The following is a 26,686-nucleotide window of genomic DNA, read 5'->3' as shown; positions in this document are numbered from 1 at the left end:
TATCGGGTATGTACGTACCGAGTATACGAAAGCCGACTCAGCCGCCGATGGCGTTCATCCCGCGCGGCGGCTGCAGGAACGACGGATCGTTGATCGCGTGCCCCGGGAGCTTGCCGCGCACGCTCGCTCGCAGGACGGCATCGATCGCCGCGGCGCGGTCGGGCGCTCCCCCGCGCAGCACCGGAACGAGGTCGTACTCGGCGATGGAGAAGAGGCAGTTGCGCACCTGGCCGTCGGCGGTGAGCCGCAGGCGGTCGCAGTCGCCGCAGAAGGGCGCGGTCACCGACGCGATCACGCCGACCTCATGGGGACCGCCGCCGTTCTCGACGCCCTCGAGCACCCACTTCTCGGCGGGCGCACCCCCGCGCCCCGGCACAGGCGTGAGGTCCCAGCGCGACGAGAGGGTCGCGACGATCTCTTCGCGCGTGACCATCTGTTCGCGGTCCCACGTGTGGCCGGCGTCGAGCGGCATCTGCTCGATGAACCGCATCTGCGCACCGGAGTCCACCGCGAACTGCACGAGGTCGATGATCTCGTCGTCGTTGACCCCGCGCATCGCCACCGCGTTGAGCTTGAGGGGGCGGAGGGGGGATGCTGCGGCCGCCGCGATCCCCTCGAGCACCTCGGGGAGACGATCGCGTCGCGTGAGTGAGGCGAACTTCTCGCGCTGAATGGTGTCGATGCTGATGTTGAGCCGCGCGAGGCCCGCATCGACCAGGTCGTCGAGCACGTCGGGGAGCCGGATGCCGTTCGTCGTCATGGCGATCTCGACGGGCCCTTCCGGACCTTCGATCACGGCGAGGCGCCGCACGATCTCGACGATGTCGCGGCGCAGCAGCGGCTCACCGCCCGTGAGCCGGAAGGTGTGCACGCCGGCGGCCGCGGCGACCTCCGCGATCTCGACGATCTCGTCGAGGGTGAGGATGCTGTTGCGGGCCAACCACTCGTTGCCCTGCTCGGGCATGCAGTACGTGCAGCGCAGCGAGCAGCGGTCGGTGAGCGAGATGCGCAGGTCGCGGTGCACGCGTCCGTGCGTGTCGACGAGCGGCCCGGATGCGGCGTCCGCCGCCTGGACGTCGGAGCGACGTCGCAGCGCCACCGGTACGGCGGTCACGAGCGCGGCTCCTGCGGGGTCATCTTCCGAGGCTACCCGCGGAATCGACACGGGGCTCCGTGCTCACGCCGGGCGGGCTGATCGCTCGACGGCGAGACAACTCCGCAAGCCGCGGAATCCCGCGCGATACTCTGTGGTCAGACCACATATGAGTGCTCACTAGGAGGCAACCGTGGAGTGGCTCGACCCTCTGCTTCTCGCTCGCTGGCAGTTCGGCCTGACGACGCTCTACCACTACCTCTTCGTGCCCCTGACGCTCGGCATGGGACTCGTGGTCGCGATCTTCCAGACGGTCTGGTACCGCACCGGATCCGTGAAATGGCTTCACCTGACGCGCTTCTTCGGCAAGATCTTCCTCATCAACTTCGCCATGGGAGTGGTGACCGGCATCGTGCAGGAGTTCCAGTTCGGCATGAACTGGTCGGCGTACTCGCGCTTCGTCGGCGACGTCTTCGGCGCCCCCCTCGCCTTCGAGGGACTGCTGGCCTTCTTCCTCGAAGCCACGTTCATCGGGTTGTGGATCTTCGGGTGGGACAAGCTTCCGCGTCTCGCTCACCTCGCGAGCATCTGGATGGCGGTGCTGGGCGCCACCCTGTCGGCCTACTTCATCCTCGCCGCGAACGCGTTCATGCAGAACCCGGTCGGCTACGAGATGGCCGCGGACGGTTCGCGTGCCGAACTCGTGGACTTCTGGGCGATGCTGACGAATCCCGTAGCCCTCGCCGCCTTCCCCCACACGATCACCTCGGCGTGGATGTTCGCCGGCGCCGTCGTCATCGCGGTCTCCGCCTGGCATCTCGCCCGCGGTCGCAACGTGGAGATGATGCGGCCCTCGCTGCGATTCGGCATGTGGTTCCTGGTGATCTCCTTCGCCGGGGTCGCTCTCTCGGGCGACCAGCTGAGTCTCGTCATGGTGCAGACGCAGCCCATGAAGATGGCCGCCGCCGAGGCGATGTACAACACCGCCTGCGGGGCCGACGCCTCGTTCTCGATCTTCTCGCTCGGCACCCCCGACGGCTCGGCCGAGGTGTGGTCGCTGCGCGTGCCGTGGCTGCTGTCGCTCCTGTCGACGCACTCGTTCGACGGCTGCGTCGAGGGCATCAACGATCTGCAGGCGCAGTACACCGCCCAGTTCGGCCCCGGCGACTACACGCCCGTCATCTGGGTGACCTACTGGGCGTTCCGCTGGATGATGGGCCTGGGCGGTGCGGCAGCGCTGCTCTCCGTCGCCGGCCTGTGGCTGACGCGCAAGAAGTCGCGCTTCACGATGAAGCCCTGGATGTGGCGCGTGCTCGTGTGGAGCGCTCCGCTCCCGCTGATCGGCAGCCTCGTCGGCTGGATCTTCACCGAGATGGGCCGCCAGCCCTGGATCGTGTTCGGTCTGATGCTGACCGAGGACGGCGTCTCGCCCAGCGTGCCGGGCTGGAACGTCCTCATCTCGCTGGTGGCCTTCACGACGATCTACGCCGTGCTGGCGGTGGTCGAGGTCGGGCTGATCATCACGTACGCCCAGAAGGGACCAGACCCCCTCCCCGACCCGAACGCCCCCCGTGAACCCGACTCCGTCGAGAACACCCCGACGACGGTCTACTAGGAGCTGACATGGACCTCGCATTCCTCTGGTTCTGGATCATCGGATTCTTCTTCATCGGGTACTTCGTGCTCGACGGCTTCGACTTCGGTGTCGGCATGTCGTTGCCGTTCCTGGCGAAGGACGACGTCGGCCGCCGGCAGATCATCAACACCATCGGCCCGGTGTGGGACCTCAACGAGACCTGGCTGATCGTCGCCGGAGCGTGCTTGTTCGCAGCATTCCCCGAGTGGTACGCGACCCTGTTCAGCGGGTTCTACCTGCCGCTGCTGCTGATCCTGCTCGCGCTCATCGCGCGCGGCGTCTCGTTCGAGTACCGCCACCAACGCGACGGGCTGCGGTGGAAGCGCAGCTTCGACACCATGATCGTCGTCGGCTCGGCCGTGCCGGCCTTCCTCTGGGGCGTCGCCTTCGCGAACATCGTGCAGGGCGTGCCGATCGACGCCGACATGGAGTTCACCGGCTCGCTGCTGACACTCCTCAACCCGTACGGGCTCCTGGGAGGTGCGACCACCCTGCTGCTGTTCTTCGTGCACGGTGTGACGTTCGTGGCGCTGAAGACCGACGGACCGGTGCACGAGAAGGCGCGCCGCCTGGCGACACGGGCCGGAGTGCTCGCCGTCGCGGTGGCAGCGGTCTTCGTGCTCTGGACGGTGAGCGCGCACTTCTCGCTGCCCGTGCTCGCCCTCGGCGCGGTCGCCGCGGTCTGCCTCATCGCGTCGGTGCTCGCGAACGCCCGCGACCGCGAGGGGCGCGCATTCGCCTTCGGCGCGGTGACGATCGTCGCCGCCGTCGCGATGCTCTTCTTCGCGCTGTTCCCGAACGTGATGCCCTCCTCGACCGACCCCGCGTTCAACCTCACGATCGAGAACGCCTCGAGCACCGACTACACGCTCACGATCATGAGCTGGGCCGCGCTCATCTTCGTCCCCCTGGTTCTCGCATACCAGGCCTGGACCTACTGGATCTTCCGCAAGCGGGTGACGCGGGCGCGGATCGAGACGGCCGCAGCATCCGCCCACTGACCCGCGACCCCGGTCGCTCGGGTGGAAGGATGGACCGGGTGAGCGAGAAACGGGCGGACCGGGTGCGCGGCCCGGTCGACCCCCGGCTCGTGCGCTACGCGACGGCGTCGAGGGCGTTCCTCGGTGTGACGGCTGCGATCGTTCTCGCCCAGACGGGCGTGATCGTCGGCTTCGCGTGGACGCTGACCTCGGCCCTCGTCGGCGCCATCGCCGGTCGTCCTCTCGACGAGCTCTGGCCGCTGGTGGGCGCGGCCGCCGCATTCGTCGTGGTGCGCTCGCTGCTCATCGTCGCCTCGGAACGGGTGTCGGCGATGGGCGCCGCCCGCGCATCGCTGCAGCTGCGCGACGCGCTCGTGACGGCCGTCGGCAGGCTGGGGCCGCGGTGGCTCGGAACGCGCAACGCCGCCTCGCTCGCCGTCGTGGCCGGCCACGGGCTCGAGTCGCTCGACGCGTACTTCGGTCGCTACCTGCCGCAGCTGGTCGCGACCGCCCTCACGATGCCGATCGTCATCGGCGCGATCCTGCTCGCCGACCCCCTCTCGGCGCTCATCGTCGTGCTGACGATCCCCCTCATCCCGATCTTCATGGTGCTGATCGGACTCGCCACCCGCGCCGTGCAACGGCGCCAGTTCGACACGCTCCAGCGCCTCGCCGCCCGCTTCGCCGACACCGTGAACGGGCTCGGCACCCTCAAGGCCTTCGGGCGCCAGCACCGGGCCGCCGACACGATCGAGACCGTCACACGCCGCTACAAGCGCGAGACGATGTCGGTGCTGCGGGTCTCGTTCGTCTCCGGGTTCGCCCTCGAGTTCCTCGCCTCCATCTCGGTCGCGATCGTCGCGGTGACCATCGGCTTCCGCTTGCTCGCGGGCGAGATGGACCTCCTGGTCGGGCTGTTCGTGCTGCTGCTCGCCCCCGAGGCGTACCTGCCGTTGCGCCAGGTCGGCGTGCAGTTCCACGCGGCCGCCGAGGGAGTGGCCGCGACCGACGAGATCTTCGACGTGCTCGACAGCGCGCAGCAGGAGGCGCCTCGGGAAGGCTCCGCCCGCCCCGATGCCGGCGGGCGGAGCCTCGCGGTGCGCGGGCTGCGGGTCAGACGAGGGGAACGGATGCTGCCGCCGGTCGATCTCATCGCCGCCCCCGGACGCGTCGTGCTGATCGACGGACCGAGCGGCGCGGGCAAGTCGAGTCTCGTCGCCGCCCTCCTGGGGTTCGCGGAGTACGACGGCGCGATCGAGATCGACGGCGTCGCCGCAGCCGACGCACGGGGAGCGATCGCCTGGGCGGGTCAGCGACCCGGTCTCATCGCCGGCTCCGTGGGGCAGAACGTCGCGCTCGGCGATCCGGCGCCCGACGCGGCGGTCGTCCGCGCGAGCCTCGCCGACGCCCAGGCGGACGACGTCGACCCCGACCTCGAGCTGGGTTCCCAGGGCGGCGGTCTGTCCGGCGGCCAGGCCCAGCGCGTCGCCGTCGCCCGTGCTCTCTACCGGTTGCGGCGCACGCAGGGGGTCGGCGTTCTCGTGCTCGACGAGCCCTCGAGCGCCCTCGACTCCGACACGGAGACCGCCCTGTGGACGAGGCTGCGTTCCCTCGCCGATGACGGCACCGCCGTCGTGCTGGTCTCGCACCGCACCTCCGCTCGCCGCATCGCCGACGACGTGGTCACCCTCACGGCTGCCCTTCCCGCCGCATCCGCGGAACACGTGCCGCCGGAGGCGCGCTCGTGAACGGGCGCGTGAAAGCCGTGCTGCGCGCGGCGCAGCCGTCGGCCCGCCGTTTCGCCCCGGGCGTGCTCGCCGGTGTCGGCACCGCCGTCAGCGCCATCGCGCTGCTCGCGGCGAGCGCGTGGCTGATCGCCCGCGCCGCCGAGCAGCCCGCACTCCTCTACCTCTCGGCGGCGGTCGTCGCCGTGCGCGCGTTCGCCGTCGGGCGGGGCGTCTTCCGCTATCTCGAACGGCTCGCCGGGCACGACGCCGCGCTCGATCAGCTCGCCACCGTGCGGGCGGGGCTGGTGCGCGAGATCGTGCCGCTCGCCCCCGACGGGCTCGGCCGTGCGCGCCGCGGTGCGCTGCTGTCGAACCTCGTCGACGACGTCGACGAGCTGCAGAACCTTCCGCTGCGCGTGGTGCAGCCGCTCGCCGTCGCGGGGCTCGCCGCCCTCGGCAGCGTCGTCTTCCTCGCCTTCGTCTCGTGGAGCGCCGCCCTCGTGGTCGCGCTGAGCCTCGCCGCGGCGTTCGCCCTCGCCGTGTGGCTCGGATGGGCGGCCGGCGGACGCGCCGAGCGCGCGATCTCGCCCTTGCGGTCGGAGGTCTCCGACGCCCTGCTCGACCTGCTGACCTCGATCGACGTGCTCACCGCCTTCGGAGCGATGGATGCGGCGCACGACCGCGTGCGACGGGCCGACGAGCGCCTGCGTCGCGCCGTGGTGCGTCGCGGTGTCGCGCAGGGCCTCACCGCCGGCGCGGTGTCGCTGCTCGCCGGTGCCGCATCGCTGCTCGCCCTCGCGGTGGCTGCCCCGGGCGTGGTCGACGGCACCCTCACCGGCCCGGCGCTGGCGATCGTCGTGCTGCTGCCGATGGCCGTGTTCGAGGTCTTCGGGCCCGTGCCCCTCGCCCTGGCGTCCTGGCGCCAGGTGCGTTCGGCGGCCGTCCGGATCGCCGACACCGTTCCCGCCGAGGTCCCCGCCGGACTCCCCCACGACGAACCCGCCGCCACCGGCCGGCCGGCGCCTCTCGTCGGCCCCCACGGGAGCGGGATCGAACTGCGCGGCCTCGGCGCCTCGTGGCCGCGTCGCGGAGCCGGCGTCGACGACCCCGGCCGCCTCGACGACGTGACGCTGCGGGTCGAGGCGGGCGAGCGCGTCATGGTGACCGGGCCGAGCGGGGCGGGCAAGACGACGCTCGCGCACGTGCTGGTGCGCTTCCTCGACTACACGGGCTCGTACCGTGTCGGGGGCGTCGAGGCGCGCGACCTCTCGGGCGACGATCTGCGCCTGACCGTCGGGCTGGTCGAGCAGCAACCGTTCCTCTTCGACGAGTCGCTGAGGCAGAACCTGCTCTTCGCCCGCGACACCGCGACCGACGACGAGCTCGAGGCCGTCCTCGAGCGCGTCGGACTCGCCGACTGGTCGGCCGCCCGCGGCGGTCTCGACGTCGCGGTCGGCGAGCGCGGCTCCCTCGTCTCCGGCGGACAGGCGCAGCGCATCGCACTCGCGCGCGCGCTCCTCCACGACTTCCCCGTGCTGGTGCTCGACGAGCCGACCGCGGGGGTCGACCCCGCCGCATCCGACGCCCTGCTCGCCGACCTCCTCAGCGCGGTCCCCGCCGACCGCGCTGTCGTGCTCATCTCGCACGTCGACGTGCCCCCCTCACTCGTGGACCGCACCCTTCGGATAGAGAACGGGCGGATCGTCCCGCACGCCGCGTAGCCTGAGGGCATGCAACCGCTGGTCGAGCCGATCGACGCCCTCGCCCCCACCGAACTCATCCGCACGGCCCGTCACGCGGTGCTCGCGGGTATCGGCAACGAGGGCCAGCGCCGCCTCGCCGCCGCCCGTGTCGCGGTGATCGGCGCCGGTGGGCTCGGGTCGCCCGTGATCCTCGCCCTGGCCGCAGCGGGCGTCGGCGAGATCGTCGTGATCGACGACGACGTGGTCGACGGCTCGAACCTGCAGCGCCAGGTGCTGCACCGGCTGGGCGATCTCGACCGACCGAAGGTCGACTCCGCCGTCCGCGCCGCGGCCGACCTCTCACCGACGACCCGCGTGATCCCCCGCGCCGAGCGGCTCGACGCCGACAACGCCGTGCGCCTGATGGAGGGCGCGCACCTCGTCGTCGACGGGAGCGACACCTTCGGCACGCGCGAGGCGGTCGCCTCCGGGGCGGACGCCCTCGGCATCCCCGTCGTCTGGGGCGCGGTACAGGAGTTCGCCGGTCAGGCGACCGTGTTCTGGTCGCGACCACCAGCCGGCGTCTCGCCGATCTCGCTGCACGACCTCTACCCGGCCGACAGCACGGGCGAGCCGCCCACGTGCGAGCAGGTCGGGGTGCTGGGGTCGCTCTGCCTCCAGATCGGCGGCATCCTCGCCACCGAGGCCGTGAAACTGATCACCGGGGCGGGCGACCCGCTCCTCGGCCGCGTCGTCGTGATCGACGCGCTCCGAGGACGCCAGAGAGAAGTGCCTCTCCTTGCGCGCGCATCGGCGGTGCCGGCGTGAGCGGCGCACGCCCGGGACTGCGCAGCGTCGAGGAGCAGCTGGGCCGCATCCTCGCCGCCGTCCGTCCCCTTCCGGTCGAGGTGCTCCCCGTCACCTCGGCGTTCGGACGCACGCTCGCCGACCCCGTCATCGCCGCGGGCGACATCCCCCTCTTCGACAACTCCGCGATGGACGGGTTCGCCGTGCGCTTCGACGACGTGGCGGATGCGGCGGCCGACGCGCCGGTGACGCTGCGGGTGGTCGCCGACCTCCCCGCCGGCACGTCCCTCGACCCCTCTCTCGCCCCCGGCGAAGCCGCGCGGATCATGACGGGCTCGCCGGTCCCCGGCGACGCGGACGTCATCGTGCCGTTCGAGGACACGGCGGGGGGCCTCCCCGCGGGGCTCGACGACGTGGTGATCGAGCGCGCACCCCGGGAAGCCGGGCTCTTCGTCCGACGCCGCGGCGGCGATCTCCGCACCGGCGACGAGGTCATGGCCCCGGGAGTGCGGCTGGGAGCCTTCCAGATCGCGGCCGCCGTCGCCGCCGGCGTCGGCGAGGTGCGTGTCTCGCGATCACCGCGCGTCGTCGTCGTCTCGACGGGCAGCGAACTGACCGCCCCCGGCGCGGGCGGGCGACGCGGCAGCATCCCCGACTCCAACGGTCCGCTCCTGGCCGCCCTCCTCGTCGGGGCCGACGCCGAGCTCGTCGGGCTCCACCGGGTGGGCGACGATCCGGCCGAGGTGACCCGGGTCACGCGCGAGGCCGAGGCAGCGGGCGCCGATGTCATCGTGTTCACCGGCGGGGTGAGTGCCGGCGCCTACGAGCCCGTGCGCGGAGCCTTCGCGGGAGAGGACGCGGGGCGGGGCGGCATCGAGTTCGCCGCGGTCGCGATGCAGCCGGGCAAGCCGCAGGCCTTCGGCACGCTCCCGAGCGGCACCCTCGTCTTCGGCCTGCCCGGCAACCCCGTCAGCGTCGCGGTGTCGTTCGAGGTCTTCGTCCGTCCCGCGCTCCTGCACCTGCAGGGACGCGCCGACATCACCCGTCCCTCGGTGCGGCTGCGGGCGGCGGAGAGCTGGCGCACGCCGCCGGCGCGGCGGCAGTATCTCCCGGCCGTCGTCGACCTCGCCGCGGGCACCGTGCGCCCGGCCACCGCCGGGGGCTCCGGATCGCATCTGGCGGGGGGTCTCGCGCACGCCCAGGCGTTCGCGATCGTGCCGGCCGAGGTCGCCGAGGTCGCCGAGGGCGATCCGCTCGACGTCATACTGGTGGGATGAGCTTCACCCACCTCGACGACGCCGGCCACGCCCGCATGGTCGACGTCACCGCGAAGCAGCCGACCGTCCGGTCGGCCACCGCGCGGGGATTCGTCCGCTGCTCCCCCGAGGTGATCGCCGCGCTCCGCGACGGATCCGCTCCGAAGGGGGACGTGCTCGCCGTGGCCCGCATCGCGGGCATCCAGGCCGCCAAGTCGACTCCCGCCCTCCTGCCCCTCGCCCACGTCATCGGGGTGCACGCGGCATCCGTCGATCTCGTCGTCACCGACGACGGCGTCGAGATCGAGGCCACCGTCGGCACCGCCGACCGGACCGGCATCGAGATGGAGGCGCTGACCGCGGTCTCGGTCGCGGCCCTCGCGATCGTCGACATGATCAAGGGCATGGACCGCGCCACCGTCATCGAGAACGTGCGCATCACGGCGAAGGCCGGCGGTCGCTCGGGAGACTGGACGCGCCCCGAATGAGCGTCCGCGTGCGTTACTTCGCCGCGGCCGCCGAGCGCGCGGGCGTCGACGAGGAGGAGCGCTTCGAGGCATCCCTCGCCGCCCTCCGCGCGGCGATCGTGGGAGAGCACCCCGACCTCGGCGAGATCCTGCCGCGGTGCGCGGTGCTCGTCGACGGCGTGCGCACCGACACCGACGCGACGCTCGTCGACGCGACGCTCGTCGACGTGCTGCCGCCGTTCGCCGGCGGCTGAGCCCGGCGAGCGGGCTACCCCCCGAGGCCCTTCCACGCCGTGGTGCCGTCGGCCTCCACCTGGCGCTTCCAGACCGGCAGCTCGAGCTTGATGGCCTCGATCACCGCGCGGCACACCTCGAACGCCTCGGCGCGGTGCCCCGAGGCCACCGCGATGACGACGGCCGCGTCGCCCACGCCGAGCCTGCCGGTGCGGTGGCTGACCGCGACGATCGCGTCGGTGCCTGCCGCGGCGCGCTCGGCGATGCCGTGCAGGGTCGCCTCGGCGTCGGGGTGAGCGGAGTACTCCAGCGCGACGACCTCGGTCGAGGCATCGGGGTCGTGATCGCGCACGCGGCCGATGAACGTCGTCACCGCCCCCGCGGTCGCATCGTCGACGGCCGCGAGGTGCGCATCGAGGTCGAGGGGTTCTTCCGAGAGGGCGGCCAGGCGCACGGCGCTCACGAGTGATCCGATCCGCCGAGCTGGTCGATGACGTGCCCCGCGATCGACACGATGACCGGGATGCCGGAGGCCACGGCGCGGGGCGAGCCCGGAAGGTTCACCACGAGCGCCCCCGATCCGTCGACGACACCGGCGACGCCGCGCGAGAGCATTCCCGCGGGCTTCTCGGCCGTGCTGCGCCGACGCAGTTCCTCGGCGATCCCGGCGAGTTCCCGCGTCACGACCCGGCGCGTGCCCTCGGGGGTGAGGTCGCGCGGCCCGACGCCGGTGCCGCCGGTGGTGACGATCAGACGTGCTCCGGCCGCGAGCGCGGCGCGCAGGCCCGCCTCGACGCTGTCCGCGCCGTCGGCGACGATCGCCGCATCGTCGCAGGCGAAGCCCGCCGCGCGGAGGGCGTCGACGGCGACCGGTCCGCTGGCGTCGTCGCGCTCCCCCGCCGCGGATCGGTCGGACACGGTGATCACGGCGGCGGTGCATTGCATGCTGCTCACCCTATGACGCGACGGGCTCGGGCTGCGGGGCCGACGCCACCGCGGCGGCGGTGATGCGCGCCGCCATCCCGGGGAAGATCAGCCCGTGGAAGGGCAGCACCCCGAGCCAGTAGAGGCGTCCGGCGAGGCCCTTCGGGAAGAACACCGCGCGCTGCTCGTAGCGGGCGCCGTCGCCGTCGGGGCTCACGCGCATCTCGAGCCACGCCAGGCCCGGCACCTTCATCTCGGCGCGCAGGCGCAGGAGGTGCCCCGGCTCGATCGCCTCCACGCGCCAGAAGTCCAGCGCGTCGCCGGCCGTGAGCACCGCGCGGCTGCGGCGCCCGCGCGCGAGCCCGACACCGCCGACGACCCGGTCCATGAGGCCGCGGATCGACCACAGCAGCCTCGAGGAGTACCAGCCGTTGGCCCCGCCGATCCCCGCGATCACGGCCCAGACCTGCTCGGGCGATGCCGATGTCGTCACCGATCGGGCGTCGACGAACACCATCCGCCCCGCCCACTCGGGGTCGCTGGGAAGCGGGTCGCTCGGCACTCCCGAGACCTCCGCGTCCTGCCAACTCGTCTCGATCGTGTCGTCCTGCACGCGCCCGAGCGCGAGCGCGACCGCTCGGCGGTACGGCGTGAGTCCCCCGGCGGGCGGCGGGATGAGCGCGTCGACGTCGTGGTCCTTCATGACGCACTCGTTCTGAAGGGACTCCACGAGCGGCCTCGCGGTCGCCCTCGGGATCGGCGTGACGAGGTTCACCCAGTGCGAGGCCAGCCGCGGTGTCAGCACGGGAAGCGCCGCGATCGCGCGCTGGTGAAGCCCCGCCTCGACCGCGTAGCCGTTCATCATCTGGCCGTAGCGCAGCACGTCGGGCCCGCCGATGTCGACGGCGCGGTTGACGGTCGCGTCGACCCGGGCGGCACCCAGGAGGTAGTGCAGCACGTCGCGCACCGCGATCGGCTGAATGTGGTTGCGCACCCACTTCGGGGCGGGCATGTAGGGCAGCACGTCGGTGAGGTGACGCACCATCTCGAACGACGCCGACCCCGAGCCGATGACGACGCCGGCCTGCAGCACGAGCGTCGGCACGCCACTGGCGAGCAGGATCTCGCCCACCTCGACGCGCGAGCGCAGGTGCGCCGACAGAGGCGCGTCGTCGGGGTGGAGTCCGCCGAGGTACACGATGCGCGCGACGGATGCTGCCGCCGCCGCATCGGCGACGGTCTGAGCGGCGATGCGGTCGGTGTTCTCGAAGTCCTTGCCGGCCGCCATCGAGTGGACCAGGTAGTAGAGCACGTCGACGTCGGCGACCGCACGGGCCACCGCCTCGGTCTCCCCGGCATCGCCTTCGACGACCTCGACACGCGAGCCCCACTCGAACGCGGCCACGCGCGGCGCATGCCGAGCGAGCACGCGCACGGTGTAGCCCGCCTCGAGCAGGCGGGGCACCAGGCGCCCGCCCAGGTATCCGGTGGCGCCGATCACGAGCGCACGCGGCGGCGTCCCGTCGTCTCGGGGTTCGGCTCGCAGTTCGGGTTCGCGCCCGGTGGGCGCGGTCAGCTCGCTCATACCTGGACGTTACGCCGCAGCATCCGCTCCCGGTCGGGGGCTTGACGAGTTCGGCGCGAGGGAGCCGCTACCGCCGGCCGGTGCCGAACAGCCCGCGGATGACCCCCGTGAGCAGGGTGTCGGCCGATTTCGAGCCGAGGATCTGCTCCATCGGTGTCTTGGGCGCCCGGCGCGACGTCGTGCGGGTCGACCCCGCCGTCCGCCGCAGCAACCGGTCGTACTCCTGCTGCGCCTTCCTGTCGGCCGCCGCGCGGGCCTTGTCGATCGCCGCCTGCTGCTTCGCGTACTCCGCGTCGAGCTTGGCCTTCTCCTTCGCTGCCTCCTCGGCGGCGAAGGCCTCGTGCGCGGCGTTCATGCGCGCGGTGAGGATCTCTCGGGCCGACTCCCGATCGATCGAGGTGCCGTAGGCCGGCAGCAGGACGGATGCGGCGACCGCCGCGTCGATGGCGGCCGCGGGTGTCGGCGACATGAGTCCGCGCGGCGCGCGCAGCCGCGTCCAGGCGACGGGGGTCGGTGCCCCCTTCTCGCCCATGACCGTGACGATCGCCTCGCCGGTTCCGAGCTCCTGCAGCACCCGTTCGAGGTCGTAGCCCGACGTGGGGTAGGTGCGGACCGATGAGCGCAGCGCCCGGGCGTCGTCGGGCGTGAAGGCGCGGAGCGCGTGCTGCACGCGCGAGCCCAGCTGCGCGAGCACGTCGCCCGGCACGTCCTTCGGCGTCTGGGTGACGAAGAACACGCCGACGCCCTTGGAGCGGATCAGCCGCACGGTCTGGGTGATCGCGGCGATGAAGTCCTTCGAGGCGTCGCGGAAGAGCAGATGCGCCTCGTCGAAGAAGAAGACGAGCTTCGGCTTGTCGAGGTCGCCGACCTCGGGCAGCACCTCGAAGAGCTCGGCGAGGAGGTACATGAGGAACGTCGAGAACAGCGTCGGCTGATCGGCCACCCCCGGCACCTCGAGCAGGCTGATGATTCCGCGTCCGTCCGGCGCGGTGCGCAGGAGATCGGAGACGTCGAACTCCGGCTCGCCGAAGAAGACGTCGGCCCCGGCGTCGGCGAAGGTGATGAGTTCGCGCAGGATCACGCCCGCCGTCGCCGCCGAGAGTCCGCCCAGCTCCTTGAGCTCGGCCTTGCCTTCGTCGCTCGTGAGAAAGCTCAGCACCGCGCGGAGGTCCGACAGATCGACGAGCGCGAGTCCCTCGCGGTCGGCGTAGTGGAAGACCAGACCGAGGCTCGACTCCTGCGTCGCGTTGAGTCCGAGCACCTTCGCCAGGAGCAGCGGCCCGAAGCCCGACACGGTCGCGCGGATGGGCACACCCCGGCTCGCACCCGACCCGGCCGTCGACCCGCCGAGGGCGAAGTACTCCGTCGGCGAAGCCGCGGCGGTCCAGTCCTGCCCGATCGCGGCGGTGCGAGCGAGGAGCTTCTCGTTCGGCTCGCCCGGCGTCGCCACGCCCGACAGGTCGCCCTTGATGTCGGCGGCGAACACCGCGACCCCGTGCGCCGAGAGCTGCTCGGCGAGCAGCTGCAGCGTGCGGGTCTTGCCGGTGCCGGTCGCCCCCGCGACGAGACCGTGACGGTTCGTCATGGCCAGCGGGATGCGCACCTGCGCCGACGCGACCGCCTCGCCGTTGACGAGCGCACCGAGATCGAGCGCGGGACCGGCGAACGCATAGGCATCGGTGAGCGCGGCGACCTCGTCGACGCTCAGCGGTCCGGACGACGGGGCGGCGGGAGCGGACGGCCCCGAGGTCCCTGCATCCGGTGTCGGCGCCGCATCCGGTGCGGGTGCCGCGTCGGGGATCGGCGCTGCATCCGGTGTCGGCGCCGAGACCGCGTGCGCCGCCTCCGCCGCGGCGAGCGCGGCGCGCGCCTGCGCCGCCTGCAACCGTGCCTCCGCGAGCTCCGCCTCCGCCCGCAGTCGCGCCAGTTCCGCCTCCGCCGTCGGGTCGCTCATGCGGTCAGCGTAGCCCCGCGAGAGGCGCGTCAGAGAGCGCCGCGCACGACCCCGCGAACGGCCGAGGCCGGCACGGTGCCGTGATCGTCGTCGCCGAGCGCGGAGCGCGAGTCGCGCGACACCGAGCGGTTGTCGCCCATGACCCAGAGTCCGTCGGGCGACACGGTGACGGCGAAGCGGATGCTGCCGCCCGGGCGGGCGGCGTCGATGTAGGTCTCGGCGAGGGGCTGCCCGTTCACGACCAGGTTCCCGGTGCCCGCCTCGCAGCACGCGACGGTGTCGCCGGCGATCCCGATCACCCTCTTCACGAGCACCGCGCCGGGCTCATCGGCCCACCCGCCCGGGTCGGCGAAGAGCACGATGTCCCCTCGCGCCGGAGGCAGGAGCCGGTCGTAGACCACGACGGAGCCCGCCGCGAGCGTGGGGGTCATGGAGTCGTTGACCACCCGGGCGGATCCGAACGACGCCACCACGAGACCGGCGACGACCAGCGGCACCGAGACCGCGATGCCGGCGCGCACGCGGCGCACGGCGACCGGGGTCACGACTCCGCCAGAAGCGCCGTCATGGCGTCGATCTCTCGTTTCTGCTCGACGATCACATGCTTCCCCGACGAGCGGATGAACGCGTTCCTCCCCTCCTTCACGGCCTTCTCGGCCATGACGAGTGCGCCCTCGTGATGAACGATCATGAGCTGGAGGAACAGACGCTCCGCGTCGCTCCCCGATGCGGCGCCGAGGGCCGCGAGCTGGTCGGGGGTCGCCATCCCCGCCATCTCGCTGTGGGAGGAGTGACCGCACCCCGTCGCCACGTCGTCGGGTGACGTCTCGGCGGGCGCGTCGTGCGCGTGCGCCGCGGGGCTGTCGCCCGACGACTCGGCCAGGGCGTCGGCCCATGCCTTCCGCCACGCCGACATCTGCTCGATCTCGCGTGTCTGATCGACGACGATGAACTCGGCGAGCGCGCGCACCCGGTCGCTCACCCCGTCGGCGGCGAGCACCAGCTCGCTCATCTCGAGCGCCTGCTCGTGATGGGGTCGCATGCCCTCCACGTAGCAGTAGTCGACCTCCGTGGGGAACTCCACGACCGCCGCGCGCGCGGCCGCGACGGTCGCGCCCTCGAGCGGCGGGGCCATTCCGAGCACGCTCACCGCGACGATGGCGGCGGCGGTGAGCGAGGCCACCGTGACGCCGACGACGGCCATCCTGCTGCGTGTCATGGGTCTGCTCTCTGTGCGGGCTGTCTTGGGCGGAGCGGAGGCGGGTGGCCCGGAGCACGTCCGGACCACCCGCGACCGTCACACGACCTGGTGGGTCGAGCGACGCAGGCGGAGCGACATCGCCGCCAGCCCCGCACCGGCGAGGAGGAGGAGAAGCCCCGAGAGCGCCCACTTGTTCGCGTCGGAACCGGTGTCGGCGAGCGACCCCAGGATCGACGCCGTCGCGGCCGCGGTGACCGTGAAGGTGCCCTCCGCCGACGCCGACGAGGTCTGCCCGGTCAGGACGAGACGGTGCTCGCCCGTCGAGGTGCCCGACGGCACCGTGAACGAGGCCGTCACGGTTCCCGAGTCGTCGGCGACGTACGTGCCGACGTCGACCGGCTCGGAGTGGAGCACCGCGCTCACCGTCTCACCCGGGGCGAACCCCGAGGCCGTCGCGGTCTGACGCCCACCGGGTGCGACCTGCGGAGCTCCGAAGACGATCGATCCGACCGTCGGCGCGGTGGTCGGGGTTCCGGACTCCCCGGGCGTCGGGCCCGTCGTCGGCGCCGTGGTCGGGCCTGTCGTCGGCGCCGTGGTGGGCTCCGTCGTCGGACCGGTGGTCGGGCTCGCCGTCGGGGTCGGCGTCGCGGTCGGGGTGGGCGTGATGTTGGGGTTCGGAACGCCGCGCATGTCGCCGTTCACCCATTTGCGCCCCTCGGGGATGTTCGGGGCCTGAGCTGCGAAGTCGCGCGGGTAGAGAGTGAAGCCCTGCCAGTGGATCGGCATCGGGCTCTGGTCCTCGTCGCGGTTGATGTGGTGGAAGCCCACGTTCACCCAGGCGACCGGGTCGTCGAGGGTCTCGCCGTCGGCAATGTAGTCGGTGACCATCTGGCCCGACTTGCTCGGGATCAGGTTGTAGCTCGCGTGCACCTCGTCGGACTTCGCGTTGGTGAACGCGATGTCGTAGTCGGTCTCGGGGTTGAGGTTGTACGCCTGATCGCGCGGAACGATGATCTCGTACGACCGGGCGTGCCCGTCCGCGTTGAGGCTCTCGGGGTTGACCACGCGGTAGGCCTCGCGATTCGCCCCGAGGGTCTTGGTCTCGTTCGTGACGGGCGTGATCTCCGTGTTCAGGATCGCGGTGCGCCCGGTGTCGCCGGTCGTGCCGTACTCGCCCGTCGGAGTGGTCGCGAACTTCTCGACGGCGAGGCTCTCGCCGCTGTCGATGCCGAAGTCCACGCGCCAGAACGCGGAGTGGTAGTGGTTGACCGCGAAGTCCTCCTGGCCGGGGGCGAGAGGCCACCCCTGGTTGACCACGTTGACGTAGTCGTTCGGCGACAGGTCGCCGGTGGCGCCGAGGTTCACCGAGATCTCGCCGTCGTCGTGGAAGCGGTACTCGGTCTGGTACTCGTACCAGCCGATGCGCGAGACCGTGTGCAGCACGAGATCGGTGCCCTGGGCGGCGTACAGGGCGTCGTTGGTGATGTTCGAGCGGTACGCGATTCCCGAGTCCTCCTCGCCGACGCACAGCGCGGGGATCTCACCGCGATTGGCGTCCACCCACGAGGTACGCACCTCGCCGACCGGGCAGTCGACGGCGGTGATCGCCTGGAGGCGGCGTCCGCCCACTTGGTAGGTGGTGACGTCGTTGTACTCGGTGACACCGGAGTCGTACGGCACGTTGAGCTGAGCCAGGGCGATGGAGTCGAGGACGAGCATCGGGGCCTCGTCGTCTCGGGGCTGGTAGGCGACCTTGTCGAGGACGAGCCCCCGGTAGGTGTCGATGCGCCAGCACATCTGCCACGACGAGCCGGAGGCGAGCTCCTCCGAGACGAGGGAGTCCCCCGAGCAGGAGGCCTCGGTGACGGTCTGGGCCGACGCGGCGGCGGGCGCGAGGAACAGCAGTCCTCCCGCGAGCAAGGCCGCGCTGGTGACCGTGCTGAGTGCACGTGTGATCATCGGTTTCTTCTTCTCCCTGTGGATGGGCCGGTGGGCGGTCATGCGACGGTCAGGATCGTTCGAGTGGACAGGTTGACGACGTAGGTGCTGGTCGTGAGGAACGAGCCGCCGTCCACCTGAGCCAGCAGTTGCACGCAGCGCTGCGCGCCGCAGCTCTCGGCGCCGAACGCCGCGGCGTCCGAGACGAACGAGTGGGCGGTGAGCTCCACCTCTGCCGATCCGGGGGTGAGACTCGACCCCGCCGTGAGGGTGGCGAACTGCTCGGAGAGGGCGGATGCGGCATCCGACTCGAGAAGCAGACGCCAGGCGAGCTCCGTCTCGGCGTCGGTGGGGGCCGGCTGCGATCCGCTCGCACGGTCGACGGACTCGACCGCGCCCGTCGATGCGTTGACGATCATGCTGACGGTCTCGTCGGTGCCGTAGTCGTAGTAGAGCGACAGCAGCCGGCGTTGACCGTCCGTGTACGCCTGCGGGTCGGCGACGTCGGTGGAGAGGAACTGCAGACCGGGCTCGCCGAAGACGTCGACGCCGGCTGCGAACTCCGGCGCCTGCGCCCCGAGGTGGCGGACGTACTCGACCTCCGCGCCGCTCAACTGGTCGTAGGCGGCGGCCACGACCGCCGGCGGGGCCACGGTCTCGGCCTTCTCCGGCGCGTTCTCGTCGGTGCTGTCGGCGGCGATGGGGGTCGACGACGGCCCCGGCTCGGGTGCCGTGGCCTGCACGGCCATCTGCGTGGCGAAGACGAGCGCGACGGCGGCCGCCCCCGCGGACACCGCCGAGGCGATGCCGAGCGAGCGCGGTGTGAGGAACCGGCGCCGGAGCGGCTGGGGCGGGTCTCCCCCAGGGGGAAGCGGTGACTCTGTCACGGAGGTCCTTTCGACGGATGCGGGACGAGGACGCAAGCGGCGTCGTCGGCGAGTCTGACCGCGCGCCGTTTCCCGACGATGTGTGCCGTCGAACACCTCTGAGAACGCGGCTGAGACGCGCGGGCCCGTCGCACCCCGACTGTTCCCACCCCGTGTCACGAGCCGGAAACACCCCGCGTTCCTGCACGAAAAGCACCCGCGATACGTTCGCGAGTCGAAGGGGGTCGCCATGAGTGCACTCGCAGACGCGATCCGGTCGGCGCGACCGCGCACCGACCTCGGCACGACGTCGCCGTTCGGAGGGCTCCGTCGTCGCCACGCGCGCACCATCGACGTCGTCGCCCAGTCCGTCGCGGCGATCGCCCCGGCCGGCGTCCTCCTTGTGCACCCGTCGGCCCTGTACGCGCGAAGCGGCTCGTTCGCCTTCCTCGACATCGTGCTGACCATCGCGATCGTGCTGGCCATCGGCGGGGTCATCGGCGTCTTCGGGCGCCGCGTCTCCAGCACCGGCTCGCTGTACACGTACACGGCACGCGGGCTCGGGCCGGCCTGGGGGCTGGTCGGAGGCAGCGCACTGGCGATCGGCTACCTCTCGGTGGCGTTGAGCACCCTGTTCTCCGGATCCGAGCGCATCGCCGGGCTGATCAGCGGCGCGGACTCCGCCCCCACGTGGAGCAGGATCGCCGTCGTGGCCGCGGCGGGCACCGTGATCGCGGCCGTGCTGGCCCTCGGGCTGCGGGTGTCGACCCGCATCCTCCTGGTGCTGGAGACCGTCGCCGTCGTGACCGTCATCGGGCTGTCGATCGCCGCCCTGAGCGTGACGGGGTGGGACCTGAGCCTCCTCGTACCGCGCCCCGAGCACTTCTCCCTCCAGGCGATCACCGCGGGGGTGACCTTCGCCCTCATCGGTTTCGTCGGCTTCGAGAGCGGCGCCGGGCTCGGACCCGAGACGCGACGCCCTTTCGCCGCCGTGCCCCGTGGCGTCCTGCTCAGCGTCGGCGCGGCCGCGGCCGTGATGCTCGTGGGCACCGCCGCGCAGCTGTCGCTGGTCGCCGAAGACCCGCGCGCCAGCAGCATCGCGGGAGCCGATGGCCTCGCCGGTTTCGCCGACCTCATCGTGGGGGTGTCGTTCCTCGCGTGCGCGTTGGCGATGACGAACGCCGCGACCCGGGTCGCCTTCGCGCTGAGCCGGGAGGGGATCATCCCGCGCGCCTTCGGTCGCACGACCGCGAAGGGCGTGCCGGCCGCGGGCGCCCTGATCCTCACCGCGGTCGTCACCGTCGTGCCGATCGGCGTCCTCGCCCTCGGGGGGACCCGGGGCGATCTGCGCCTGTTCACCACCGCCGGATCGACCGTCGGGTTCCTCATCGCCTACGGTCTGGTCTGCCTCGCCGCTCCCGTCTTCCTCGCCCGCATCGGCGAGCTGACCCTGCGGTCGGCGGTGCTGGCCCTGGCTCCCCTCCTCGCCCTGAGCACGATCCTCGTCGCCTACATCCTCGGCACCGACGCCGCCGCCCTCCCGGGCCTGGCGACCGCGCTGGGCGTGCTCGGCGCTCTCGTCGTGGCAGGCGGCGTGCGCCTGCTGCGACGGCCAGGCCTGGCCGAGAGGGTGGGGATGCACGACTGGGCGGTCGCGAGCGACACGATCGCGAGCTCCTCCGGGCGCGACGCGTGAGCGCGACGGAGCTCCCTCGCACGCCGCGCGTGTCGGGCGGCGGCGTCGGCCTCGCCCTGGAGCTCCTCGAACAGATCGCTCGCCACCCCTCCGGCGCGAGCGCAGCCGATATCGCCCGCCTCGTGGGCGCCCCCCGGGCGACCGTCTACCGCACGCTGAACGCGCTCGTCCAGGACGAGTACCTCGTCCGCCGTCCCGACTTCACCGGGTTCATGCTCGGTGCGCGCGTCATCGAGCTGGCGGCGATCGTCGATGCGCGGAAGATCTCACCACGACAGCAGATCCTCGCCCGTGCACGGGCGAGTCTGGGCGAGGCCGTGCACCTGCTCGCGTTCCACGACACGGGGATGTCGGTGATCGACGAGGATCCTCGTCGGCCGCTCACCGATCGTGCGCTGCTCCTGTCCGACCCCACGCGCTCCGCCGCCGGCCATCTCTGGCTCGCCGGGCGTCCCCCTCGCTCGCCGTCGGCCACCCGGTGGCGCGTGCACGCCGACGCCGACGACCTCGCGGCCATCACCGCTGCGGTGGCCGCCCGCGGGTACGCCGAGCAGGCCGGGCTCCTGTCGTCGGGAACCGGGTGCCTCGCGGTGCCGGTGAAGGGCGCCGGCGACCAGCCGCTCGGCGCGGTGGCGCTCGCCACGACCCTCGCGGGCATCTCGGTCGCCGCTCGGCACCTGTCGGTGCTCCGCGAGGCGGCGTCCGAGCTCGCCGGCGCGGACGCGCTCGGCTGACGGATCAGGGCGTCAGCTGCGCGACGCTCCTCGGTCGCACGATGAACCAGAGCGACGCGGCGCCGATGAGGGCGCAGCCGAACATCACGACCGCCATCGACGTCGCCGTGATCCCCGCCGAACCCGAGAGCCAGCCCACGAGCGGCGAGACGAGGCCGGCGACACCGAAGTTGACGGCTCCGAGCACGGATGCGGCGGTGCCGGCAGCCTTCCCGTGCCGGTCGAGCGCGAGCACCTGCACGCACGGGAAGGTGAAGCCGCACGCGGTCATGAAGACGAACAGCGGGATGACCGTGCCCCAGAGTCCGAGGCCCAGCTGGTCGGCCACGATGATCGCCCCCGCGGCCACGATGAGCACCGACGTCGAGAAGGCGAGCACCCACTGCGGGCCGAAGCGCGCGGCGAGGCGGGCGGCGATCTGATTGCCGATGACGAGACCGACGGAGTTGACCGCGAAGAGCACGCCGTACATCTGCGCGTTGAACCCGTACGTGCCCTGGAAGAGGAACGACGACGCCGACAGGTACGAGAACAACCCGCTGAAGCTCATCCCGCCGATCACGAGCACGCCGACGAAGACACGGTCGCTGAAGACGCTCCGGTAGCGCTGCATCACCGTGGTCGCACCGCGGTCCTGACGACGGGCGGGCGGAAGCGTCTCGAAGATGAGGAACAGGGCGCACACCAGCATGAGCGCGCCGTACGCGGCGAGAACGATGAACAGACCGCGCCAGGGCATGATCTCGAGCAGGGCCGAGCCGACCAGCGGCGCGATCACGGGCGCGACGCCCGTGATGAGCGCGAGGCGCGAGAGCACGACCACGAGCCGTTTGCCTCCGAAGAGGTCGCGGACGATGGCCATCGCGACCACGCCGCCGGCGGCGGCCCCCATGCCCATCAGCACCCGCGCGGCACCCAGCAGCTCGAGGCTCGGGGCGAAGGCGGCGAGCACGCTCGCGACGACGTGCAGGCCGGTCACGATGAGGAGCGGGATGCGGCGCCCCACCTTGTCGCTGAGGGGGCCGACGATCAGCTGGCCCAGGGCGAAGCCGATCATCGTCCCGGCCAGCGTCAACTGGATCGCCGCCTCCGTCGTCTGGAAGTCCTCCCGCAGGATCGGGAAGGCCGGCAGGTACATGTCGATCGTGAACGGGCCGAGGGCCGTCAGCGCCCCGAGCAGCACGATGAACACGATGCGTCGGCGCGCCGGGATCGCATCGCCCGGGTGCAGCATGATCGGCGCGGTCGCCGGATTCGACCCGAGGGTGCGGATGGCGCCGGTCGTGGCGGGCGCACCCGTCGGTGCGCGATCGGGGACGACGGGGGTGGAGGCGGTGTCGAGCAAGAAGTCTTCGTTTCAGGACGTCGGCGAACACCCGGACGCGCCGGGCGAAGGAGGGGGGATCGGTGCGACCACGGCATTCGATCTCGCAGGATCGAATCGATTCGGTCGTGTGATATCGATGATATCGAACCGATCCGGTCTTCGCACCGTGTCATTCATGACCGTTCGAGTGCATTCTCAGGCTCGAACGCATTCTCCCGCATAGGGTGAAACCGTCGGAGTTCCGCCGACGGTCCTCGCCCCCGAGCAGAAGCGCCCACACCACGCACATGTCTTCCGAGAATCGCCGCACCAGCGGCAACCCCGCCACGCAGTCGCAGATCAACCAGACGGTCAAACAGCAGCGCGAGCAGAAGCGCCAGGAGAAGCTCGCCGAGTACCAGCGCCAGCTCGCCAAGCGCCGCCGCAGCAAGCTGCTGTGGTGGGTCGTCGGCGGCACCGCTGGCCTTGCGATCATCGCCCTCGTCGCCGCGTCGTTCATCTTCGCCCCGCAGGCCGCCCCGACCTACCCGGGTGCCAACGCGACGGGTACCGAGATCGACGGCGTCGAGACCTTCGACCTCCCGAACAACCACGTCGAGGGCGCCGTCACCTACGAGCAGACCCCGCCCGCCGGCGGCCCGCACAACGCCGTCTGGCTCAACTGCGGCGTCTACACCGAGCCCCAGGCGAACGAGAACGCCGTCCACTCGATGGAGCACGGCGCCGTCTGGGTGACCTACGACGCCAACGCGGTGAGCGACGAGGAGCTCACGACCCTCAAGTCGAAGCTCCCGGCCACCTACATGCTCCTCTCCCCCTACGAGGGTCTCGACTCCCCGATCGTCCTGAGCGCCTGGGACCACCAGCTCAAGATCGACTCGGCCGACGACCCGCGCATCGAGCAGTTCTTCACCGAGTACTGGCGCAGCCAGAACGCCCCCGAACCGAACGCCGTGTGCTCGGGCGCGATCGACGGCCCCGGCAAGCTCTGACGTGACCGACGAGGCGAGGATCCCCCGCCCCGCGACGCGGTGGATCCTCGTCGCGGTCGCGGTGCTGGCGATCGTGGCCGTCGCCTTCGCGCTCGGCCGGTTCACCGCGTTCGGGGCGACCGCCGCGCCCGCACGCCCCTCGACGGTGTCTGCCGAAGCCGGCTTCGCCCGCGACATGCAGGTGCACCACGAGCAGGCGGTGCGCATGGCGATGGAGATCTACCGCAAGACCTCCGACGACGAGCTGCGCATCCTCTCGCACGACATCGCCACCGCGCAGGCGGGGCAGCGCGGCGAGATGTACGGGTGGCTCGTGGAGTGGGGCCTCTCGCAGACGGGCGGCCCCCTCATGTCGTGGATGTCCGACTCGTCGGCGCATCAGCACGACCCCGCCACGGCCACCGAGCAGGAGCTCCGCGACGAGATGGGCATGGCGACCGACGCGCAGCTCTCCGAGCTCGAAGCGGCCACCGGCCCCCAGGCCGACTGCCTCTTCCTCGAGCTGATGATCCGCCACCACCAGGGAGCGATCCCGATGGCCCAGGCCGTGGTCGAACTGGGGCAGGAGCCGAGGGTGCTCACCGTCGCGCAGTCGATCATCACCGGGCAGTCCGCCGAGATCGATGCCATGCGCTCGATGCAGACGCGCCTGGGCTGCACCGCCTGACCGGTCCGAGGCGATCGGTCCGCCCGACGCTACAGTGATCGCATGACGACGGATGCTGCGACCCCCGCGCGCACGCGGCGTCCCGTCCTGGTGACGATCGTCCTCGTGCTGGTCTACCTCAGCGGACTGTCCAACGCCGCCCTCGGCCTCCTCGTGCTCCTCAGCCGTTACCAGGTGCCCGACGACGAGGTGCTCGTCGTCTCCCTCCTCGGAGCCGGGATCATCCTCTTCGGCCTGCTGACGCTGGCCGTCGCGTCGGCCGTGGGCCGGGGGCGACGTCTCGCGCGTCTGGCCGTGTCGGTCTACCTCGTGGTGCAGTTCGTGCTGCACGTCGTCACGGTCGCGACGACGTCGTGGGATCCGGTGACACTCGTCCAGATCCTGGTCGACGTGTTCATCGTCGCGGCGCTCTGGGCGCCGCCGGGAAGTCGCTGGTTCCGCCGCTGAGCTCGGCGAAGGGGTTCTCGCCCAGCGCCCGCACCACGAACCGGCGGTGCACGGCCCGCACGATCTCGATCCCGCCGATCGTCAGCACCGTGATGCCGGCGACCAGGTACGCCGCATCCTCGCCCGGATCGATCAACTGGAAGAAGCCGGTCGACAGCGGGATCGTGAAGATCCCGAGGAGCGCGACGAACATCGCCCCGATGACGAGCCCCTTCCAGCGGTCGATGGGGCGCGCGAGAACGGCCAGCACCCAGATGCCGATCACCGCGAGGATGATCGTCGCGCCGGTGCGCAGCTCGGGCTGGGCCACGCCCATCCCGGCTGCGAGCCGGGCATAGGCGGTCAACGCCACGGCGATGATCACACCGGAGGGGATCGCGAACGTCAGCGAGCGCCGAAGGAAGCCGGGGACGTAGCGCTGCGCGTTCGGCATGAGGGCGAGGAAGAAGGCGGGGATGCCGATCGTCAGTCCGTCGGTGATCGACAGCTGACGCGGGAGGAACGGGAACTCCATCACGAGCGCCCCGCAGAGGATCGCCAGCGTCGTGGCATAGGCCGTCTTCGTCAGGAACAGCATCGATACGCGCTCGATGTTGGCGATCACCTGCCGCCCCTCGGCGACGACGTCGGGGAGGTGGGAGAACTGGCTGTCCAGCAGCACGAGGCGGGCGACGGCCTTCGTCGCCGCCGCTCCGGAGTTCATCGCGATGCCGATGTCGGCGGTCTTGATCGCGAGGGCGTCGTTCACACCGTCTCCGGTCATCGCCACCGTGTGTCCGCGGGCCTGGAGGGCCAGCACGATCCGCTTCTTCTGATCGGGGGTCACTCGGCCGAAGACGATGTTCTTCTCCAGCACGTCGCCCAGCGCCGCCTCGTCGTCGGGAAGCGTACGGGCGTCCACGCCGTCGCCGGCCTCGACACCCAGCTCGCGCGCGATGGCAGCGACCGTGCGCGGATTGTCTCCCGAGATGATCCGGATGCTGACGCCCTGACGCCGGAAGTAGGCCAGCGTCTGGGCGGCATCGGGCCTCACCTCCTCGCGGAAGGTCAGCACCGCGACGGGCTCGACCGCGCCGGGGAGGCGCTCGGCCTCCATGTCGTCGCCCGACAGCGCCGCCGGGGAGTGGGCGAGCACGAGCGTGCGCATCCCCGACGACGAGAGCTGCACCGCGAGGGAGCCCAGCGGCGTCGCGGTGTCGGTCGCCGCATCCGGGAACACCATCTCCGGGGCGCCCAGCACCCATGTTCCGCCGCCCTCGTCCGCGGCGCCGTCGAGCGTGACCGCGCTCCACTTGCGCGCCGACGAGAACGGGACGGTGCCCAGAACCTCGCGCGGTCGAGGCGCGGGGAACGGGTCGCGCAGGCATTTCGCCGTCGCGTTCGCATCGGGTGCGGCGCCGTACCAGGCGAGCGCGTCGCGCCATCCGGCGACCTCGGCCACGGGATGGGCGCCGTCGAAGCGGATCTCGCCCGCCGTGAGGGTGCCCGTCTTGTCGAGGCAGATGATGTCGACGCGAGCCAGGCCCTCCACGGCGGGAAGCTCGTTCACGAGCACCTGACGAGCGGCGAGCTTGGCGGCGCCCACCGCGAAGGCGATCGACGTCATGAGCACGAGGCCGAGCGGGATCATCGCGGTCAACGCGGCGATCACGTTGACCACCGCCTGCGTCCACGCTCCGCTCTCCCAGGCCTGCACCCACCCGCCGGCCGCGACCATCTGCGCGTTCAGCACGAGCAGGCCGATCGGCCCGATCCCCCAGCCGACCCAGGTCAGCACCCGGTTGATCGACGTGCGCAGTTCGCTCGAGACCATGGAGAAGCGCTTGGCCTCGGCGGCGAACGAGTTGGCGTACGAGTCCGCGCCGACGCGCACGACGCGTGCGGCGCCCTCCCCCGCCACGACGATCGAACCCGACAGGGCCTCGTCGCCGGGGCGCTTGTCGACCGCGTCGGACTCACCGGTGAGCATCGACTCGTCGATCTGCAGGGCTCGCCCGGAGAGCACCTCGGCATCGGCGGGCACCTGGTCGCCGGCGCGGAGCACCAGCACGTCGTCGAGCACGATCCCGTCGGGCGAGATCTCCGCGTCCTCGCCATCACGACGCACCCGGGCGAGCGGCGCGTTCAACAGGGCGAGGCGGTCGAGCGCGGCCTTCGCCCGGAACTCCTGCACGCAGCCGATCACCGCGTTCGCCAGCGCGCTCAGCCCGAAGAGGGCGTCCTGCCAGCGCCCGAGCAGCAGCAGCACGAGGAAGCACCCGCCGACGATGGCGTTGAAGAGGGTCAGGACGTTCGCGCGGACGATGCTCCCGACGCTCCGACTGGAGTCGGCGCGATAGGCGTTGGTCTTTCCCGCCGACACCCTCTCGGCGACCTGCGCCGTCGTCAGACCGGTCTCGACGTCGACCTCGACGAGAGAAGAAGGGGAGGCGGAAGCATCCATTCGCACACTGTATCCATCCGGACGGCGTCG

The 26,686-nt window shown here is 71.7% G+C and carries 24 protein-coding genes; 13 read left to right on the top strand and 11 right to left on the bottom strand.

Annotation, left to right across the window (positions count from 1 at the left end; genetic code table 11):
• Positions 1 to 37: 37 nt before the first annotated feature.
• On the bottom strand, positions 38 to 1,114 hold the full coding sequence (moaA, locus tag FVP77_RS01250) for a GTP 3',8-cyclase MoaA (RefSeq protein WP_147892891.1): 1,077 nt from the start codon (positions 1,112 to 1,114) through the stop codon (positions 38 to 40).
• Between the two features lie 172 nt (positions 1,115 to 1,286).
• On the opposite strand from moaA, the gene FVP77_RS01245 reads away from it, so the two are divergent.
• The 8 genes from FVP77_RS01245 to FVP77_RS01210 are packed head-to-tail and all read left to right on the top strand — an operon-like array spanning position 1,287 to position 9,902.
• A complete protein-coding gene (locus FVP77_RS01245; protein ID WP_147892890.1) occupies positions 1,287 to 2,708 on the top strand; it encodes a cytochrome ubiquinol oxidase subunit I in 1,422 nt (473 codons plus the stop codon).
• 8 nt (positions 2,709 to 2,716) lie between these two features.
• Positions 2,717 to 3,730: a cytochrome d ubiquinol oxidase subunit II gene (cydB, locus tag FVP77_RS01240; protein ID WP_147892889.1), complete on the top strand. Its 1,014-nt coding sequence runs from the start codon at positions 2,717 to 2,719 to the stop codon at positions 3,728 to 3,730.
• Between the two features lie 38 nt (positions 3,731 to 3,768).
• Positions 3,769 to 5,457 (top strand): thiol reductant ABC exporter subunit CydD, encoded by a 1,689-nt coding sequence (cydD, locus tag FVP77_RS01235; protein ID WP_425463119.1) that lies wholly within the window; start codon positions 3,769 to 3,771, stop codon positions 5,455 to 5,457.
• Positions 5,454 to 7,157, top strand: a complete 1,704-nt coding sequence (gene cydC / locus FVP77_RS01230) for a thiol reductant ABC exporter subunit CydC (protein WP_147892887.1) — start codon at positions 5,454 to 5,456, stop codon at positions 7,155 to 7,157. Before cydD ends, cydC begins: the two co-directional genes overlap by 4 nt.
• 9 nt (positions 7,158 to 7,166) lie before the next feature.
• Positions 7,167 to 7,946 (top strand): HesA/MoeB/ThiF family protein, encoded by a 780-nt coding sequence (locus FVP77_RS01225; protein WP_147892886.1) that lies wholly within the window; start codon positions 7,167 to 7,169, stop codon positions 7,944 to 7,946.
• On the top strand, positions 7,943 to 9,202 hold the full coding sequence (locus FVP77_RS01220; RefSeq protein ID WP_147892885.1) for a molybdopterin molybdotransferase MoeA: 1,260 nt from the start codon (positions 7,943 to 7,945) through the stop codon (positions 9,200 to 9,202). Before FVP77_RS01225 ends, FVP77_RS01220 begins: the two co-directional genes overlap by 4 nt.
• Positions 9,199 to 9,669, top strand: a complete 471-nt coding sequence (moaC, locus tag FVP77_RS01215; RefSeq protein ID WP_147892884.1) for a cyclic pyranopterin monophosphate synthase MoaC — start codon at positions 9,199 to 9,201, stop codon at positions 9,667 to 9,669. Before FVP77_RS01220 ends, moaC begins: the two co-directional genes overlap by 4 nt.
• A complete protein-coding gene (locus FVP77_RS01210) occupies positions 9,666 to 9,902 on the top strand; it encodes a MoaD/ThiS family protein (protein ID WP_147892883.1) in 237 nt (78 codons plus the stop codon). Before moaC ends, FVP77_RS01210 begins: the two co-directional genes overlap by 4 nt.
• A 14-nt stretch (positions 9,903 to 9,916) precedes the next feature.
• On the opposite strand, the gene FVP77_RS01205 is transcribed toward FVP77_RS01210, so the two are convergent.
• The 8 genes from FVP77_RS01205 to FVP77_RS01170 form a co-directional block, all read right to left on the bottom strand.
• On the bottom strand, positions 9,917 to 10,345 hold the full coding sequence (locus FVP77_RS01205) for a molybdenum cofactor biosynthesis protein MoaE (protein ID WP_147892882.1): 429 nt from the start codon (positions 10,343 to 10,345) through the stop codon (positions 9,917 to 9,919).
• On the bottom strand, positions 10,342 to 10,827 hold the full coding sequence (locus FVP77_RS01200; RefSeq protein WP_147892881.1) for a MogA/MoaB family molybdenum cofactor biosynthesis protein: 486 nt from the start codon (positions 10,825 to 10,827) through the stop codon (positions 10,342 to 10,344). The genes FVP77_RS01205 and FVP77_RS01200 overlap by 4 nt, the downstream gene beginning before the upstream one ends.
• A 10-nt stretch (positions 10,828 to 10,837) precedes the next feature.
• Positions 10,838 to 12,391 carry an SDR family oxidoreductase gene (locus tag FVP77_RS01195; RefSeq protein ID WP_147892880.1) on the bottom strand — a complete coding sequence of 518 codons (1,554 nt, stop codon included), beginning with the start codon at positions 12,389 to 12,391 and terminating at the stop codon, positions 10,838 to 10,840.
• 67 nt (positions 12,392 to 12,458) lie between these two features.
• Positions 12,459 to 14,345 carry a helicase HerA-like domain-containing protein gene (locus FVP77_RS01190; RefSeq protein ID WP_147892879.1) on the bottom strand — a complete coding sequence of 629 codons (1,887 nt, stop codon included), beginning with the start codon at positions 14,343 to 14,345 and terminating at the stop codon, positions 12,459 to 12,461.
• A 29-nt stretch (positions 14,346 to 14,374) separates the two neighbouring features.
• A complete protein-coding gene (lepB, locus tag FVP77_RS01185; protein WP_147892878.1) occupies positions 14,375 to 14,890 on the bottom strand; it encodes a signal peptidase I in 516 nt (171 codons plus the stop codon).
• Entirely contained in the window at positions 14,887 to 15,564 is a 678-nt protein-coding gene (locus FVP77_RS01180) for a DUF305 domain-containing protein (protein WP_147892877.1), read from the bottom strand. The genes lepB and FVP77_RS01180 overlap by 4 nt, the downstream gene beginning before the upstream one ends.
• 78 nt (positions 15,565 to 15,642) lie before the next feature.
• Positions 15,643 to 17,505 (bottom strand): copper amine oxidase, encoded by a 1,863-nt coding sequence (locus FVP77_RS01175; protein WP_187266767.1) that lies wholly within the window; start codon positions 17,503 to 17,505, stop codon positions 15,643 to 15,645.
• 38 nt (positions 17,506 to 17,543) lie between these two features.
• Positions 17,544 to 18,371 (bottom strand): hypothetical protein, encoded by an 828-nt coding sequence (locus FVP77_RS01170; RefSeq protein WP_147892875.1) that lies wholly within the window; start codon positions 18,369 to 18,371, stop codon positions 17,544 to 17,546.
• Positions 18,372 to 18,600: 229 nt separating this feature from the next.
• Here FVP77_RS01170 and FVP77_RS01165 point away from each other — a divergent pair, with 229 nt between their 5' ends.
• Positions 18,601 to 20,046 (top strand): APC family permease, encoded by a 1,446-nt coding sequence (locus FVP77_RS01165; RefSeq protein WP_147892874.1) that lies wholly within the window; start codon positions 18,601 to 18,603, stop codon positions 20,044 to 20,046.
• The gene (locus tag FVP77_RS16675; protein WP_187266766.1) at positions 20,043 to 20,780 is read left to right on the top strand and encodes a helix-turn-helix domain-containing protein; all 738 of its coding nucleotides are present in this window, start codon (positions 20,043 to 20,045) and stop codon (positions 20,778 to 20,780) included. Before FVP77_RS01165 ends, FVP77_RS16675 begins: the two co-directional genes overlap by 4 nt.
• Before the next feature lie 4 nt (positions 20,781 to 20,784).
• Here the strand turns inward: FVP77_RS16675 and FVP77_RS01155 are convergent, their stop codons facing one another.
• A complete protein-coding gene (locus FVP77_RS01155) occupies positions 20,785 to 22,125 on the bottom strand; it encodes a multidrug effflux MFS transporter (RefSeq protein WP_425463118.1) in 1,341 nt (446 codons plus the stop codon).
• A 269-nt stretch (positions 22,126 to 22,394) separates the two neighbouring features.
• Between FVP77_RS01155 and FVP77_RS01150 the strand changes: the two genes are divergently transcribed.
• From FVP77_RS01150 to FVP77_RS01140, 3 genes are read left to right on the top strand one after another with little or no spacing between them, the layout of a single operon-like run.
• On the top strand, positions 22,395 to 23,099 hold the full coding sequence (locus FVP77_RS01150) for a thioredoxin-like domain-containing protein (RefSeq protein WP_147892872.1): 705 nt from the start codon (positions 22,395 to 22,397) through the stop codon (positions 23,097 to 23,099).
• Between the two features lies 1 nt (position 23,100).
• Entirely contained in the window at positions 23,101 to 23,766 is a 666-nt protein-coding gene (locus FVP77_RS01145) for a DUF305 domain-containing protein (RefSeq protein ID WP_147892871.1), read from the top strand.
• Between the two features lie 42 nt (positions 23,767 to 23,808).
• A complete protein-coding gene (locus tag FVP77_RS01140) occupies positions 23,809 to 24,213 on the top strand; it encodes a hypothetical protein (protein ID WP_147892870.1) in 405 nt (134 codons plus the stop codon).
• Here FVP77_RS01140 and FVP77_RS01135 read toward each other — a convergent pair.
• Positions 24,161 to 26,656, bottom strand: coding sequence for an HAD-IC family P-type ATPase (locus FVP77_RS01135; RefSeq protein ID WP_187266765.1), 2,496 nt, complete (start codon positions 26,654 to 26,656; stop codon positions 24,161 to 24,163). The genes FVP77_RS01140 and FVP77_RS01135 overlap by 53 nt on opposite strands.
• Positions 26,657 to 26,686 lie beyond the last annotated feature (30 nt).

Source organism: Microbacterium hatanonis, assembly GCF_008017415.1.
Classification (GTDB): domain Bacteria; phylum Actinomycetota; class Actinomycetes; order Actinomycetales; family Microbacteriaceae; genus Microbacterium; species Microbacterium hatanonis.
Note: the sequence above shows the minus strand (reverse complement) of the source record. Positions and strands in the feature narration are given on the sequence as shown.